The sequence below is a fragment of the Flagellimonas spongiicola genome, assembly GCF_023502425.1.
GTDB lineage: Bacteria > Bacteroidota > Bacteroidia > Flavobacteriales > Flavobacteriaceae > Flagellimonas > Flagellimonas spongiicola.
The window spans coordinates 78,932-95,009 of record NZ_JAMFMA010000005.1; the positions used below are offsets into that span (position 1 = coordinate 78,932).

Genomic DNA, 16,078 nt, shown 5'->3' on the forward strand with positions numbered 1-16,078 from the left:
AGTCCAAGTTGTAACGCAAAATTACGATTTTACGGTTACCAATTTACTTTTGTACTTTGCAATTCAAATTTACTTTATGTCCGCACTGCAGATTCTCCTTCTTGTTGGCGCCTACTTTTTGGTGCTAATGATCATCTCATATTTTACAGGTAGAAACGATAGTAATGCGGATTTTTTCAAGGCAGGCAAGCAATCACCATGGTATTTGGTTGCTTTTGGGATGGTCGGGGCTTCTTTATCAGGAGTAACCTTTATTTCAGTTCCAGGTTGGGTTGAAGATTCACAATTTGGATATATACAAGTGGTTTTGGGCTACTTGTTCGGATACTTTGTGGTAGCCTATGTATTGCTACCGCTATATTATCGGATGAATCTTACATCCATCTACGAGTATCTTTTGGAACGCTTTGGTTCTGTGAGTCACAAGACAGGGGCTTTTTTCTTTTTCGTTTCTAGAGTTTTAGGTGCTGCCTTTAGATTGTATTTGGTGGCCATCGTATTGCAACAATTTGTTTTTGATGATCTTGGTGTTCGCTTTGAAATAACAGTGATTCTATCCATAGTGTTGATATGGATCTATACGAACAGAGGCGGAATAAAAACCATTGTTTGGACAGATACCTTACAGACCTTGTTTATGATATTGGCCGTTGTGCTTTCCATAATTTTCATCAATAATGAATTGGATTGGAGTTTTGGGGAGTTCTTGGTTTCAGAAGAACTCAAGGTTTATGATAAATTCCTGTTTACTGATAGTTTTTTGGATAGAAATCATTTTGTCAAATCATTTATTGGAGGAATGTTTGTGACCATTTGCATGACCGGACTTGATCAAGATATGATGCAAAAGAATCTGACCTGTAAATCACTGAAAGATGCACAAAAGAACATGGTTTCCTTTAGCTTGGTTTTGGTTTTTGTTACTTTTTTGTTCATGCTGCTTGGAGCCTTATTGTTTATTTATGCAGGCAAAAATGGCATTTCAGTCCCTTTAATGGATGGAAAACCCAAAACTGACCTGTTGTTTCCAGAAATTGCATTGAACAGTGGATTGGGACTTACCCTTGCCGTCACCTTTATGCTAGGTTTAATTGCAGCTGCTTACAGTAGTGCTGATAGTGCGCTAACCTCATTGACCACTTCTTTCTGTGTTGATTTTTTGGATGTGGAAAAAAAAGAAGAAAAAGAACAAAAACGCATACGCAAACGGACACACATATGGATGAGTGCCATGCTTGTGGTTGTCATTATATCTTTTAAATATATTCTTAACAGTAATGTAATTGATAGTCTTCTTACCGTAGCCGGCTACACCTATGGTCCATTATTGGGATTGTTTGCATTCGGTATTTTCACCAAGCATAAGATCCATGATAAGATTTCTTGGTTGGTATGCTGTCTATCTGTCATTTTGATTTATGTGCTGGCCAATATCCCATCCGATTATTTAGGTGGTTATGTATTAGGTTACGAATTGTTACCATTAAATGGTCTACTAACTTTCTTTGGCTTATGGTTGATACGACGCAAGGATACTAGTGTTAATATTGCCCAGTAGAAAGTAGCACAAGAGTACAGGCTTCTTCTACTAGAATACCATGCTTTTTTAATGTTTCCGCAAATTCGTGGTTTTCAGTACCTGGGTTGAAAATGACCCGGCTAGGATTTAAATCAATGATGCTTTGATAAAATTCTTTTTGCCTTGTAGGATTCATATATAAGGTAATCGTATCTATATTTTGGAATTCATCCAAGTTGGTTTTAACTTGTATTCCAGCAACGGTTCCCTCTCGCATACCAAATGCCAAGGTTTCTTGATTATTTTTAACTAATCTTCTGATTGCCAAATTGCTGTATCGGGAAGCGTTTAAAGAGGCACCAAAAACAAGGGTCGTAGTCATTTGTTAATTTATATGTTAAACTGAATTAAAGATTGTAACGATTCAAAAAAAAGGTCGTCTATTGTACATACAAAATTAATCATTGGTAAGTCTGTATTTTTTTATAGTTAATGGTTAGTGTTTAGTATAGCTTATCAATGTATAAAGCCCTGGCGTTTCGATTTAAATCGGAAGTCAGGGTTTCTTTTTTCCGTTCGCCAAACTTTTGTCTTATCAAAAAGAACTGCCTTACAAAGGGTTACAATTTAACGTGCTGTTAAATTATGTTAAACCTGATTTTATCTGTAACAATCTCCAAACAGATTCGTCTTGTAAGCAACATCAATCAATCAAAAACGAACAACTCATGAGAAGAGTAACTTTGCTTTTTGCACTAGTGCTGTGCATTTTATTACCTGAACAATCTAGAGCCAATGACCCTGAATCCGAACCACCAATCGGTTCTATCTCTGGTACTGTAATTGACCAAACACTAAATCAGCCTGTTGCCTACGCGGCAATAGTGGTAAAATCTGAAGATGGTACCGAAACCATTACCGGTGGTATCACTACGGAAAGTGGAACTTTTGAGATCAAAAAACTTCCTGAAGGAAATTTTATTTTAGAAGTGCAGTATATCGGATACAAAACACATTCCCAAAAACTGGAAATTTCCAAAAACAACAGAAAAGTAAACGTGGGAACCATCAGCTTGGAAGAGGAAACAGAAGCCCTGTCTGAGGTAGAAGTTGTGGCGGAACGTACCACAATTGAACAACGTGTGGATAGAAAAGTAATCAACGTAGGAAAGGATCTTACCACCGCTGGTGCCACAGCATCGGACATCATGAACAACATTCCTTCCCTTAACGTAGATTCTCAAACAGGTGATATCACCATGAGAGGAAACAGTAACGTAAGGGTAATGGTAGATGGTAAATTATCCAATGTTCCAGTGGCACAATTGTTAAGACAGATTCCATCCACCTCCATTAAATCCATTGAATTGATCACAAATCCTTCAGCAAAGTACAATCCTGAAGGGATGAGCGGTCTTATCAATATCGTTCTACACAAAAACGCCAATATTGGTTTCAACGGTAACATTACCACTGGTTTGACCAAAGGTATTGAAGCCAAATTCAATAGTTCCATCGATTTGAACTACAGAAACGGTAAGTTCAACTTTTATGGAAACTATGGTAACAATATTGGAAAATATGTAAACGATGGTACCATTCTTCGTTTGGACGAAAACTCGCTGCAATCCTTTGATTTCTTCAACAATAACAAATCACATTTGTATAAAGTTGGAGTGGATTTCTATTTGAATGACAAGAACACCATCTCAGTTTTCACCAATCAGAACATTTTTGACGGTAAAGGAGAAGGTATCACAGATGTTGATTACCGCAACGATATGTCTAGAAATGTTACCCAATTCTTTAACGATGTGAGTGAGAATCGCAGTGAGCAGTACAACTTTGATTACAAATTGGACTTCAACAAAGAAGGTCACAATATTGAATTGGAAATTGATCATAATAGATTTGAAAATGACCAAGATGCCAATTTTAGGACTACCGGGGCAAGTCTTTTCCCGGACTACATGGATTTTGTGGATACCGAGCGTACCCAAACCATTGCAAACTTGGATTATGTAAATCCGGTGGACAGCATTTCCAAATTGGAAATTGGTGTTGAATCCAGATTGTTCGAAACCAATGTAGATTACAGCTCTACAGGTTTATCATTCAACTCCAATGGGAATTTGATTCCCACACCAAGTACTGAATTTGATTATTCAATGGACATTTACTCCGCTTACGTGACATTTTCGCAAAACCGTGAAAAATGGTCCTATCAAGTTGGAGCACGATTGGAAAATGTTGAAGTAAAAGCAGACACCAATCAATTACGCACATTTACCGATAAGTATACACAGATCTATCCTTCTGCATTCTTGACCTATAGACCTAATGAAAAGGATCAAATCCAGGTAAGTTTCAGTAGACGTGTAGATAGACCCGGACTTCAGCAGGTAAATCCGATTCGCGAGTGGGCCACTCCTTTGATTTCTTCCTTTGGAAATCCAAGTTTGGAACCGCAGTTTACCAACTCCTACGAAGCCAATTACACCAAAAGAATCAAAAACGGTAGTATAACCGGGGGTATTTTCTATAGGACCATTACGGATGAAATCAATCGCGCAGTATTTGTAGATCGATTGGATTTCAATAAACTGATTCTCACTTTTGACAATTTTGACAAAACCAATGCCTACGGTTTTGAAGCATCCTTGAATTACAGGCCGGCCAAATGGTGGAGTATAAACGGTAGTTTTGACTACTACCAACAAACCAACCGGGGTATCACGGAGAGTTTACCAAGTGATATCACAGATCCTACTCCAGACGATATTGTAGTGGAGGAAGTTGAAGTAGATAACACCGCGTGGAACCTTAGACTGAACAATAGTTTTACAGTGACTAAAAAGTTGACGCTACAGGCATTTGCCTTCTACAGAGGTCAAAACAGAAATCTACAATTTGAAGTTGACCCGATGTATTTTGTCAACCTAGGTGCGAGGTACACCTTTGCTGAAGGTAAAGGAACGATTAGCCTAAACTGGAATGACATGTTCAATACCATGCGCTTTGCGTTTGATGGAGACCGTCCTTATGCGCAAGTCGGTGGGTTCAATTGGGAATCCAATAATGTTTATGCCGGGCTATCTTACCGATTTGGTAGTGGTAAAAACCGTGCGAAACAACGTAAACGAAGAGATAATAATACCAAGCAATCTAGCGGAGGTATACTTTAATAAAAGTTTGATATGCCTTGACAGAGTGTTGGTTGGTTAGTCTTCAAGGTCTATCATTTAAAAACCCCAATTTCAATTGAAATTGGGGTTTGTTTTTTATTCGCCGCTCTTTTCAAAGCCATCTATACTGGAGGTGTTTTTCTTTTTCCAGTATTTTTCCAATCCTTCATCACCTTGACTTTCCGCCCAGTTAAGAAGTCCATCGCGCTGTGTTTGATATTCCATTAAAGGCACCCCCATTCCACAAGAGGTCTGCACTCGTTCTACAGCAACATCAATCAGCTGGCGGCTCCCTGAAATATCCGGGAATAAATCCTTGTGCCTGTCCCAACCTTCAGAACCAACGTCATATACCTTCGCTGTCCCATAAAGTCGCAAAATGATCGGATCTCCTTGAAACGCACAGAACATAATGGTGATCCTATCCTTATGGCTTAAATGGATAGCGGTTTCGTTACCGCTGCCTGTAAGATTTAACCATATCACGCGATTTTGATCAATAATTCGAAAGGAATCCAGTCCTTTTGGAGAAAGATTGATACTACCTTGCTCCATGGCGGTGGCCACAAAGAACATTTTTTGGGATTGAATGAACTCCATTAAGGCTGGAGTCAAGCCCTCGAGCATTCTTCCCATATTACCACTTGATAATCACACTGCCCCAGGTAAATCCACTTCCAAAAGCAGCCAATACTACCAAATCGCCTTCTTTCACTTTACCTTGCTCCCAAGCCTCTGTAAGAGCAATAGGAATAGAAGCTGCAGTAGTGTTTCCGTATTTCATGATATTGTTGAATACCTGTTCATCCGATAATCCAAATTTCTTCTGGACAAACTGGGAGATACGCAGGTTTGCCTGATGTGGAATCAACATGTTGATATCCTGTGCCCCTAAACTGTTCTTTTGAAGACCTTCCATGATGACCTCGCTAAATCGAACCACGGCATTTTTAAACACAAACTGACCATTCATATAAGGAAAATACGAGGTGTCTTCAGGATCTTTATCATCAATTATGTCAGTTACCCATCGTTTTCCCATTCCTGGTGCAATCAGAGATAGTTCCTCTGCATGCTGACCTTCTGAATGCAAATGTGATGAGAGAATCCCTCTGGAGGTATCTTCTTCACGTGATAGAACCGCGGCCCCGGCTCCATCTCCAAATATTACAGATACGCCCCTACCACGGGTTGTCATATCCAAGCCATGGGAATGCAATTCGGAACCAATGACAAGAACGTTTTTGTACATTCCACTCTTTATATATTGGTCCGCAACAGACACGCCATATACAAAACCAGAACATTGATTTCTTACGTCCAAAGCCCCAACGGTTTTAATTCCTAGGTCGCGCTGCACCAAAACCCCCGGTCCAGGAAAGTAATAGTCTGGACTTAGTGTGGCAAAAACTATAAAATCTATCTCATCCTTATCTATACCAGCGCGTTCAATGGCAATTTTGGCGGCTTTAACCCCCATGGAAGTAGTGGTATCTGTACCTTTAACAACGTGTCTTCGTTCCTTGATACCCGTGCGTTCCTGAATCCATTCGTCACTTGTCTCCATCACTTTGGATAGATCATCATTGGTCACAACATTTTCTGGAACATAATACCCGAGTCCAGTTATTTTTGAATTGTACATAAAGTATTCTTTGCGGTTAGGGTCATAATAGCCGAAACCATTTCATGGCAAAGTAAAAAATATATTCAAAGTAGTAGGTATATCACTTGAATTTTAGTCAACGTACTTTTTAAAGTGGTTGACCTGTACTTTGGCCTTTAGGTCGTGCAGTAAATTATACAAGCCGAAAAAGGTCCTGTTCATATACAGAAAGTGCTTGGAACCCCTGTTCCCGTTCATTTTACGTATTTGTTCATCCTTGGAATAACGTTCGCTTAAATCCGCGATTTTGGACCAAAAGACTTCATCACCAAAATCAAATTCCTCCTTATGGAATGGGGAAGTGAATAAGCTCAACATCTCTTTGAAAAGGGCCTTGAAAAATTCCAATTCTTGCTCCGAATCTGTAGGAGTCAAGATTTCCAAGTCATATAATTTTTCCATGAAAACAGCATTATTGTTGATGTTTTCTTCTTTGGCCAATTCAAAATAGGGTGTGTAAAATTCATCTGGAATTTGCTTGATACATCCAAAATCAATGGCAATTAGCGTGTTTTGCTCACTTACCAAAAAATTACCTGGGTGCGGGTCGGCATGCACCTTACGTAAATGGTGTATTTGGAACATATAGAAATCCCATAAGGCCTGACCCAATTTGTTTCCCAGTTGAGTGTCAAACGGCTGCGCGGTAAATTCACTTAGATGCTTACCCTTCATCCAGTCCATAGTAAGAATGCGCTCGCTAGACAATTCTGGATAGTAAATTGGAAATGCCATATTTGGAATCACGGTACAAGCTTCTGTGATTTCCTTACTTTGCTCCAATTCCAAAATATAGTTGGTCTCCTCTATCAACTTGTTTTCGACCTCTTTGAAATATTTTTCGGAATCCTTGCCTTTTAGGTTGAACATTTTAATTGCAATGGGTTTTACCAAAGCCAAATCGCTACTTATACTTTCAGCAACTCCAGGGTATTGGATTTTGACCGCTAGTTCCTTGCCATTTTTGGTAGCCTTATGCACTTGTCCTATGCTGGCGGCATTAATCGAATTACGTTCAAAATGATCATAAACTTCTTCAGGATATTGATTCAAATACCTTTTAAAGGTCTTACGAACCAAAGGTGCGGATAAAGGTGGTACGGAGAATTGAGAAAGCGAAAATTTATCTACATATGCCCTAGGCAATAGATTTTTCTCCATGCTCAGCATTTGGGCAACTTTCAACGCGCTTCCCTTTAAACTTTTTAGACCATCATAAATATCAGCAGCATTGTTTTCATCGAGCTCTTCCTTCGCATTCTCGGAATTGACCAACTTTTTCCCATAATATTTCACATAGTTCCCTCCTATCTTTACACCGGTTTTAACCAATTTCCCGGCACGTTCCATCTTTCCCGTTGGGATACTATCTAATGTCTTCATAGGCAATTATGCAAAGCTTTCTTTGTATAGGAATTTTCCAAGGTCCAAGACCTTTTCCAGTGGAGTGGTCTCCAAAACTTGAAATATCGTGGTAACTGATTTCTCTATAGCGATATCCGTCTTCTCAAAATCTGGTGAAGAATCATTCATCCAGAACTTTAGTAAAAACAGAAATTGAACCCATGCTCCTTCGGAAAAAAGCTGCGGGCTATACTTTAGCACTTTAAGGTTTTTGGTTTCGTTTCTTTCTTCAATCAATTCGGAGGCAAACGTTTTTATGTTTTTACGTAAACCTTTCAACTGACTTAGCTTTTCCATGCTGTTTTGGTGATCTTGTAGCGTAAAAAGCGCATAGCTCCTATTCAATGTCAGTGCCTCAAAAAGTGTGAAGAAAAACGTTAGCATTTTATCCTCGTTGGACATGTCACCAAAGGATTTATTTTTATGCATTACCTGAAGTGTATTAGCAAAAAATCGTTCCCAAATTGCTTCCCGTAAGCCTTGAAAAGAGCCAAAGAAACTGTAAAATTCTTCCTCTTCAATCCCCTTTTCCTTGCAAAACTTGAATACGGATTTGGGCATGGTTTCATGCTCAAGAACGGTTTCCATATACCATTTAACAATAGTGTCTTCTGTAACCTTGGTTTTTGATGTATTTGCCATTTTGTCAACTGTTTATACAAAAATACGACCCAATAAAATGCGAAATAGTTAAGCTATCTTAATTTTTTATAGAAAACGCGCTATCCTCCGATAGCGCGTTTTACAACAACCTAACCAATAAACAAACTTGTTATAGCATGGAATCATCATAGCAATTTTCCCCCATAACACTACAAATATACATTTTTGTTTATCTTTTTCAAAAAAAGATTAAACAAAGTTATGTTAAAGTTTGTTTTAAAGCGTCATTGCTAGTAAAAATGTCAGTTTGTCAGCTTTCTAATTATGGTATTTTTTTTGCCCATCTATGGGCAAATGAAAACTATTTAACAAATGGCTACAGGCAAAATCAATGTTTCAGTAGAAAACATATTTCCCCTAATCAAGAAATTCCTTTACAGCGATCACGAAATATTCCTTCGCGAACTAATTTCCAATGCCACGGATGCAACTTTAAAACTAAAGCATTTGACCGCTATTGGTGAAGCAAAAGTGGAATATGGAAATCCGCAGATTGAGGTTAAAGTTGATAAGGAAAACAAGAAAATCCACATTATTGACCAAGGAATTGGGATGACCGAGGACGAGGTAAAAAAATATATCAACGAAGTTGCCTTTTCTGGTGCGGAAGAGTTTTTGGATAAATATAAGGACGCGGGTAAGGATGCAGGAATCATAGGGCATTTTGGCCTAGGCTTTTATTCCGCTTTTATGGTCGCTGATAAAGTGGAAATCGTAACCAAAAGTTTCAAGGATGAACCAGGAGTGCATTGGACCTGCGATGGTTCACCAGAGTTTACACTCGCTTCTTCGAAAAAAGAAGAACGTGGCACGGAAATCATACTGCACGTTGCAGAAGATTCCACAGAATTTCTTGAAGACAGTAAAATCAGGGAATTGTTGGTCAAGTACAACAAGTTCATGCCCATCCCTATTAAATTTGGCACAAAAACAGAAACACTGCCCAAACCTGAGGGAGCTAAAGAAGAAGATCCTGCACCCACACAAGAGGTTGATGACATCATCAACAATCCAACACCTGCATGGACCAAGCAACCGAGCGATCTAAAAGATGAGGATTACAAGTCGTTTTATCGCGAATTGTACCCAATGCAGTTTGAAGAGCCCTTGTTCAATATTCATTTGAATGTGGATTATCCTTTTAATTTGACAGGAATCCTTTATTTCCCAAAATTGACCAACGACCTTAATATTCAAAAAGATCGTATACAACTGTACCAGAATCAAGTTTTCGTCACCGATAATGTAGAAGGAATTGTACCAGAATTCCTTACAATGCTCCGCGGTGTCATCGATTCGCCAGACATTCCGTTGAATGTATCTCGATCCTATTTACAGGCCGATGGCGCAGTAAAGAAAATATCCTCATATATCACCCGTAAAGTAGCGGACAAACTCAGCTCCTTGTTTAAAAACAATAGGGAGGATTTTGAGCAAAAATGGAATGACATAAAAGTGGTGATCGAATATGGTATGCTTTCAGAGGACAAGTTTTTTGAAAAAGCAGACAAATTCGCGCTCTATCCTACGGTAGATGGAAATTTTTACACTTTTGAGGAACTTGAAACCAAAATAAAGGACAACCAAACCGATAAAGATGACAAATTGGTCATTCTTTATGCATCGGACAAGGAGGCCCAGCACAGCTATATTGAAGCGGCGAAGGCGAAAGGATTTGAGGTACTTTTATTAGATTCTCCTATTGTTTCGCATTTGATGCAGAAGTTAGAGACATCCAAGGAAAACATTTCATTTGCTCGCGTAGATGCCGATCATTTAGATAACCTCATTAAAAAGGAGGACACAGCAATATCAAAACTTTCCGATGAAGAAAAAGAGCGATTGAAGGAGGATTTGGAAAAAGTGGTCCAGGAAAAAGGATATACCATTCAAATGGAAGCCATGGACAGTGATGCTTCGCCCTTTATAATAACTGAACCAGAATTCATGAGAAGAATGAAGGAGATGCAGCAAACCGGTGGCGGTGGAATGTTCGGTATGGGCAATATGCCAGAAATGTACAATCTTATCGTGAATACCAATCATGAGTTGGTCGGCGAAATCTTGAATACCAAGACCGCTAAGAAACGTGAAAGATTGATCAATCAATCATTGGATTTGGCACGTTTGTCCAAAGGACTTTTAAAAGGGGAGGAATTGACCAATTTCATAGCGCGTAGCTACGAGATGATCAAATAAGTTAGTTCTTCCGAAATATAAAGGTGCAGTAGCTTGATCAATGCAAGTTTGCTGCACCTTTTTCGTTTAATTTGGTTTAGGCAAAACGATTGTTGAAATATCGTTTTAGGATTAGAGCTTGAAAACATACCATTATGCCGATTGAAGCCACGGTATAACTCAGCGTCTTTGAAAATTGCAGTTCAGGAATTCGGTCTGAAAACCAGGATCGGGTATTCATGAGGAATTCCCAATAAGCACCACTGGTCAATTGTGAACCAGAACCATCCATAAATCCGTATAAGAGCAATACTGCAATTATTCCTGCGGTTAGCATCAAGTGTGTTTTGGTAAGCAGCGGTTTATAACGCACACTACTTTTCTGGAGTTGGATTTCCTGCATTACCAAGTGCGTAAAATTTGATGATGGGGCTTCCAAAGGCACCTCATCCATCATTTGCTTTACCAAATTCTCCAATTCTTTATCCGATTCCATAACTTTTCATTGTTTCTGGTTTCAATTGTTCCTTTAAGATATGTCCTAGTCTAGTTCTTGCCCTAAAAAGCTTCACCTTAGCCGTGTTAGCGGACATATTGAGTGTTTTGGCCATTTCGTTAAGATTGTTTTCCTCAAAATAGAAAAGCGTCAATAGCGCTGCATCTACAGGAGATAACAATGCAATACACTTCTTTATCATATTCCTTCTTTCATCTTGTATCATGGCATCCAGAGCATTTTGCATATCTGCTACCTGCACTTCATTGATTTCCTCAATCGGTGAATCATAAATTTCCTTTTTATGCTTTTTTAATCGGTCCAAACAGGTATTATAAGCAATCCGATAGATCCACGATGATAACTTAGCATCTCCTTTAAACCCATTCAAGGATTTAAAAACCTTTATGAACGTATCTTGGGCAACCTCCTCAGCTTCTTCCCTATTTTTAAGTGTACGCAAAGCCACGGTAAACACCAAGTTTTTATACTGATCTACCAACATGGCAAAGGCCTGGGAATCCCCATTGATGATAGCCTCAATATCCAGTTGGTCGGTGGTTTGCTCCATTTGTAATGGTAAGACGATGCCTAAGAGCCTCAGGTTACATTAAAATTAAAAAAAATGGCAATGAGTGTAACCTAGGTCAAAAACGTATCGTCTTATCTGCAAAACGAGTTTATTAATCAATTAAAAAACGAACACAATGGTAGAAGCAATTTTAATCCCAATCAGTTTTTTCCTGGTCATTTTCGCCATTTGCTACTTGTACTTTTCAACCCGCAATAGAGAACGGTTGGCCCTTATTGAAAAAGGTGTGGATGCCAATATCTTTTTCCGAGCCAAAAGTGAACATGACCTTCCCACATGGAAAATCGTGCTGATCAACTTTGCTGTTTTACTCATCGGTATTGGAATGGCCATTTTTATCGGGTCGTTCATGGAAAACACTTTAGGTATTGATGAGGAAATAGCTTATCCAGGCACCATCTTTACCATGGCCGGCATTGGGTTATTGGTAGGTTTTATGATGACCAAAAAATTAGAGAAAAAAGTATAACCTAAACTATCTTTCTGTTAAAGACCATCGGATATCCCGATGGTTTTTTTATTTTCATCCTATGCGAATTATCTCAACTAACCTCGGTAAGCCAACACCTATAACCTGGAATGGTGAACAAACCACTACCGGAATCTACAAATACCCTGTAAACGAGCCTATTTTCCTAAATAAAGAAACTGTAAACCTAGACAACGTTAGCAATAGAAGTGTTCATGGTGGCGAGTTCAAGGCTTGCTACCTGTTTTCAACAGAACAATATCCCTATTGGCAAGCTAAATATCCTGATTTGGAATGGGAATGGGGTATGTTTGGAGAGAATCTTACCGTAGAAGGACTGGATGAAAAAACTTTAAAAATAGGCAATATCTATAAAGTGGGAAGTGCATTGGTCCAGGTTACCCAACCAAGAGAGCCCTGTTTCAAATTAGGAATTCGGTTTAAGGATCAAAACATTTTGAAAGAGTTCATTGATCATGGATATCCTGGCACCTATGTTAGGGTTTTGGAAATTGGTGAAGTACATACCGGAGATGAATTTGAATTGGTTGAGGAATCATCAAGTTCACTAACTACCCACCAGTTTTATGATTTACTGTATTCACGTAAAAAGGATCCAGAAACAGTACAATTAGCTTTGGAAAACGAAGCGTTACCAGAACGAAAACGAGCCAAATTAAAAAGGTTTATTGCCAATTAATGATTGCTAAATTCCGACATCAGTTATCTGACATCAGTTTTCGGTTTTCAGTTGTCTGACTTCTGACCTCCGACTTCTGAATTCTGACCTCTGAATTCTGAGTCCTGACTACTTACCTCCTACTTCTGATTTCTGATTTCCGCTAACTTTTGAACTCAGACATCAACCCAAACTGGTCATCCATCAATTCAAAACAGGGATACGTCCATTAGGCATCTAAATAAGATATGTTCGGATTTAAATTGATTCAATTTTAGTAACGAATCAATTAGTTATCCGATGAAAACATTCAAAATCAAAAAAAATGCTCTTTTTTCCTTCTTGGCGGTATTGACACTTAATCTTACCTCCTGCTCCAAAGATGAGCCTAGTAAACCAGAACCGGAACAAATTTTAGGATGCACCAATCCTAATGCCACCAACTATAATGCTAATGCTACGCAGGATGATGGCACTTGTATATTACCAGTTGCGGTAGTTCAAGGTTGTACTAATCCTACCTCAAACAATTACAATGCCAACGCTACAGAAGATAATGGATCGTGCGTTTATAATTGTACCGATGTCCATGCTGACAATTATAATTCTAATGCAAATACAGACAATGGCACATGTACTTATACCGGTAATCTTACTGGAAATTTTTCAAATGTCCCAAGCGAATTTACCCAGCATGTTCTAATTGAGCCCCTTGTAGGTACTTGGAACGGATGGAGTGTGGATGCCCATTTAAGAGTTACAGAGTTTAAAGATGAAAATATGGGCGAGGTAATTGTTTCCTCAATTTATGAAGGAAGTACAATCGCGAATACTGATTTTCACACTCATATAGATGAGGTATTTGAGGTCGGTGGGTTCCCGTCTGGAATGATTAATCGCAAACCTTCAATAATTAGCGAAGATTATACCATGGGCCGAGGTGAATGGGAATCCAATGTAACGGAGCAGCTTACAAAATTGCCCGATGTTGGCCTTGCTTTAAGCGCACAAATAACCGGTGAAGAATCGTTAGAGGTATTTATTGAAGTAGGATTTATTGCCGATATAGAAGATACAGCACTACATGTTTACCTCATTGAAGATGGTCTAGTTGAAGCCCAGTACAATTACTATAGTTATGAATATGGTGATAACTTTCAGCAGCATCCTTTTTACGACCAACTTTCCTTGATAATGGATTACGTTCATGATGATGTTTTTAGAGCGGCATTGACACCTCTAGAAGGTTTGGAAATACCAAATGAAGTAATTGCCAATCAGCGAAAGTTCCAAAGAATGTTCAAAATCAACGATTTATCCAGTTATAATAAGGAAAACTTGAGGGTTATTGCTTTTGCTGCCAAAAATGGTGAGACCATTGACCAAAAATATGTTTTGAATGCTCAACAAATAAACATAAATGCTGATGGTTCAGTTGCTACGCAGGATTATGAATAGTATGCAGCTTTAAAAATATACTAAATTACGACTCCTCCACTTCAATGGGGGGAGTTTATCTTTAAAATGACAACTGTCAACTGAAATAGGTCATCCATCAATTCAAAACAGGGTTCCATCCATTCAGGCGAAAAAAACACCAGCTACCACCTTAATTTTAGGCCTTAGTGCAACAGAACCATTGCAATCCAAGATTACAATAAAGTGATGTAATTAGTTAGTGTTCTTTTTTTTCCTGCCGGGTGCAATGGCCGAATCTTTCCCGGCAGGTCTTTTTATAACTAAAAAAAGGAGACCCACCACAGATCTCCCTTCAATTGAAATTAACTAAACAAATCTTTATTTGACCTCGAAAGTCTCACTGTAAGTACCTGACTCATTTTTAACCACAACAGTATACTCATCTTCAAAAGCACTTTCAAAATTGAACGCTTTTTCTACTACGAGCTTACCATCAACGGTTTCAATAAATACGACTCTATTTTCGCTGTCATATACTTTCAATGTCACTTTTTCCTGTGAAAGGTTCAACAAGTTCATAAACAACTTATCCCCTTTTTTAACAAATACAGGATCCAGTTCAATTCGGATCAAGTTCTTCTCTACCTCGCTTTTGGCAGGTCCATTGGCGTGTCCTAGTGTACCCAATAGGAAAGCCGCTACTGTAACATAATTCAAAACTGATTTCATAACGTCGTTTTTTTAATAATTACAGTACAAAAGTAGCTTCAGTTGTTGCTGTATAATTCTACAGGATTTTCCAATTTCTATGCAATATTACCCTTTGGGTAGTGTTAAAATATTGTAAATGGTAAAATAGCATAGTTTTTGGTTAATTTTGCACAGATACCCTATTTAAGGCACTGTAATTTTACAATAGCAAAATAGAGAAGATGGCAATTACACATAAGCCTGCATTTGAAGCAATTGAACCTAGTTTTGGAAATTCATTTACCTATCAGAAATTCAATGAATTTTCTGAAAAAAAGGTCAATGGTTGGCATTACCATCCAGAGTTGGAATTGGTCTATATAAATGGTGGATCAGGCAAACGCCAAATAGGAAGTCATGTTTCCTATTTCAGAAATGGTGACTTAATACTTATTGGTTCCAATTTACCTCACTGTGGTTTTACGGATAAGTTAACCGGCAATAAAAGCGAAACCGTTATCCAAATGAAGATTGATTTTCTTGGCAGCGACTTTTTTAGCATCCCGGAAATGAAAAACATTCAAAAACTATTGGAAGTTGCCAAGGGAGGAATCGCATTTTCCGGTAAAACTAAGACCAAAGTAGGTGAAAAAATGGAAATCTTGGAATATCAAACCGATTTTCAACGTTTGCTTTCCATTCTTAATATTCTAAACCAATTGGCTACTTCTGAAGAAATCAAAGTTTTGAATGGCGAGGGGTTCTCCATGGAAACGGAAGTTAAAGACAACAATAGAATCAATCTGGTTTTTAATCATGTTAAAGCCAACTTCAAGGAAGAAATAAGCTTGGATCAAATTGCAGATTTAGTGAGTATGACGGTACCATCGTTCTGTAGGTATTTCAAAAAGATAACCAACAAAACCTTCACCCAGTTCGTCAATGAATATCGGTTAGTACATGCCTCCAAACTTTTGGCCGAACAGCCCATTAGTATCACGCAAGTATGTTATGATAGTGGTTTCAATAATTTTTCCCATTTCAATAAGTCGTTCAAGGCCTTCACTGGACAGAACCCATCAGAGTACAGAAATCAGTTAAAAACCGTATTAAAATAG

At 38.4% G+C, this 16,078-nt stretch carries 15 protein-coding genes; 7 read left to right on the forward strand and 8 right to left on the reverse strand.

The genetic code is table 11. The features are described from left to right. The first annotated feature begins 76 nt into the window (after positions 1 to 76). A complete protein-coding gene (locus tag M3P19_RS16635; protein ID WP_249658829.1) occupies positions 77 to 1,558 on the forward strand; it encodes a sodium:solute symporter in 1,482 nt (493 codons plus the stop codon). Here M3P19_RS16635 and M3P19_RS16640 read toward each other — a convergent pair. Continuing rightward, entirely contained in the window at positions 1,542 to 1,901 is a 360-nt protein-coding gene (locus M3P19_RS16640) for a CoA-binding protein (RefSeq protein WP_249658830.1), read from the reverse strand. The two genes, M3P19_RS16635 and M3P19_RS16640, sit on opposite strands and share 17 nt — an antisense overlap. A gap of 346 nt (positions 1,902 to 2,247) precedes the next feature. Here M3P19_RS16640 and M3P19_RS16645 point away from each other — a divergent pair, with 346 nt between their 5' ends. Further along, on the forward strand, positions 2,248 to 4,704 hold the full coding sequence (locus M3P19_RS16645; protein WP_249658831.1) for a TonB-dependent receptor: 2,457 nt from the start codon (positions 2,248 to 2,250) through the stop codon (positions 4,702 to 4,704). 96 nt (positions 4,705 to 4,800) lie between these two features. Here M3P19_RS16645 and M3P19_RS16650 read toward each other — a convergent pair whose 3' ends face one another. From M3P19_RS16650 to M3P19_RS16665, 4 genes are all read right to left on the reverse strand, one after another. Next, the gene (locus tag M3P19_RS16650) at positions 4,801 to 5,340 is read right to left on the reverse strand and encodes a pyridoxamine 5'-phosphate oxidase family protein (protein ID WP_249658832.1); all 540 of its coding nucleotides are present in this window, start codon (positions 5,338 to 5,340) and stop codon (positions 4,801 to 4,803) included. A 1-nt stretch (position 5,341) separates the two neighbouring features. Beyond that, positions 5,342 to 6,349 (reverse strand): 3-oxoacyl-ACP synthase III family protein, encoded by a 1,008-nt coding sequence (locus tag M3P19_RS16655; protein ID WP_249658833.1) that lies wholly within the window; start codon positions 6,347 to 6,349, stop codon positions 5,342 to 5,344. Between the two features lie 93 nt (positions 6,350 to 6,442). Continuing rightward, positions 6,443 to 7,753 carry an ABC1 kinase family protein gene (locus M3P19_RS16660; protein WP_249658834.1) on the reverse strand — a complete coding sequence of 437 codons (1,311 nt, stop codon included), beginning with the start codon at positions 7,751 to 7,753 and terminating at the stop codon, positions 6,443 to 6,445. A gap of 6 nt (positions 7,754 to 7,759) precedes the next feature. Then, on the reverse strand, positions 7,760 to 8,416 hold the full coding sequence (locus M3P19_RS16665) for a TetR family transcriptional regulator C-terminal domain-containing protein (RefSeq protein WP_249658835.1): 657 nt from the start codon (positions 8,414 to 8,416) through the stop codon (positions 7,760 to 7,762). Between the two features lie 333 nt (positions 8,417 to 8,749). Here M3P19_RS16665 and htpG point away from each other — a divergent pair, with 333 nt between their 5' ends. Next, the gene (htpG, locus tag M3P19_RS16670; protein ID WP_249658836.1) at positions 8,750 to 10,636 is read left to right on the forward strand and encodes a molecular chaperone HtpG; all 1,887 of its coding nucleotides are present in this window, start codon (positions 8,750 to 8,752) and stop codon (positions 10,634 to 10,636) included. A gap of 76 nt (positions 10,637 to 10,712) precedes the next feature. Here the strand turns inward: htpG and M3P19_RS16675 are convergent, their stop codons facing one another. Continuing rightward, the gene (locus M3P19_RS16675) at positions 10,713 to 11,111 is read right to left on the reverse strand and encodes a hypothetical protein (RefSeq protein WP_249658837.1); all 399 of its coding nucleotides are present in this window, start codon (positions 11,109 to 11,111) and stop codon (positions 10,713 to 10,715) included. Further along, complete coding sequence (locus tag M3P19_RS16680; protein WP_249658838.1) at positions 11,098 to 11,682, reverse strand: RNA polymerase sigma factor; 585 nt, start codon at positions 11,680 to 11,682, stop codon at positions 11,098 to 11,100. Before M3P19_RS16680 ends, M3P19_RS16675 begins: the two co-directional genes overlap by 14 nt. Before the next feature lie 136 nt (positions 11,683 to 11,818). Between M3P19_RS16680 and M3P19_RS16685 the strand changes: the two genes are divergently transcribed. The 3 genes from M3P19_RS16685 to M3P19_RS16695 all read left to right on the forward strand — a co-directional run bounded on the left by M3P19_RS16685 (position 11,819) and on the right by M3P19_RS16695 (position 14,309). Beyond that, entirely contained in the window at positions 11,819 to 12,172 is a 354-nt protein-coding gene (locus M3P19_RS16685; protein WP_249658839.1) for a DUF6249 domain-containing protein, read from the forward strand. Between the two features lie 61 nt (positions 12,173 to 12,233). Further along, a complete protein-coding gene (locus tag M3P19_RS16690; protein WP_249658840.1) occupies positions 12,234 to 12,872 on the forward strand; it encodes an MOSC domain-containing protein in 639 nt (212 codons plus the stop codon). 279 nt (positions 12,873 to 13,151) lie between these two features. After that, positions 13,152 to 14,309 carry an Omp28-related outer membrane protein gene (locus tag M3P19_RS16695; RefSeq protein ID WP_249658841.1) on the forward strand — a complete coding sequence of 386 codons (1,158 nt, stop codon included), beginning with the start codon at positions 13,152 to 13,154 and terminating at the stop codon, positions 14,307 to 14,309. A gap of 339 nt (positions 14,310 to 14,648) precedes the next feature. On the opposite strand, the gene M3P19_RS16700 is transcribed toward M3P19_RS16695, so the two are convergent. Then, positions 14,649 to 14,999 (reverse strand): hypothetical protein, encoded by a 351-nt coding sequence (locus tag M3P19_RS16700; protein ID WP_249658842.1) that lies wholly within the window; start codon positions 14,997 to 14,999, stop codon positions 14,649 to 14,651. Positions 15,000 to 15,202: 203 nt separating this feature from the next. On the opposite strand from M3P19_RS16700, the gene M3P19_RS16705 reads away from it, so the two are divergent. Beyond that, positions 15,203 to 16,078 carry an AraC family transcriptional regulator gene (locus M3P19_RS16705; RefSeq protein ID WP_249658843.1) on the forward strand — a complete coding sequence of 292 codons (876 nt, stop codon included), beginning with the start codon at positions 15,203 to 15,205 and terminating at the stop codon, positions 16,076 to 16,078.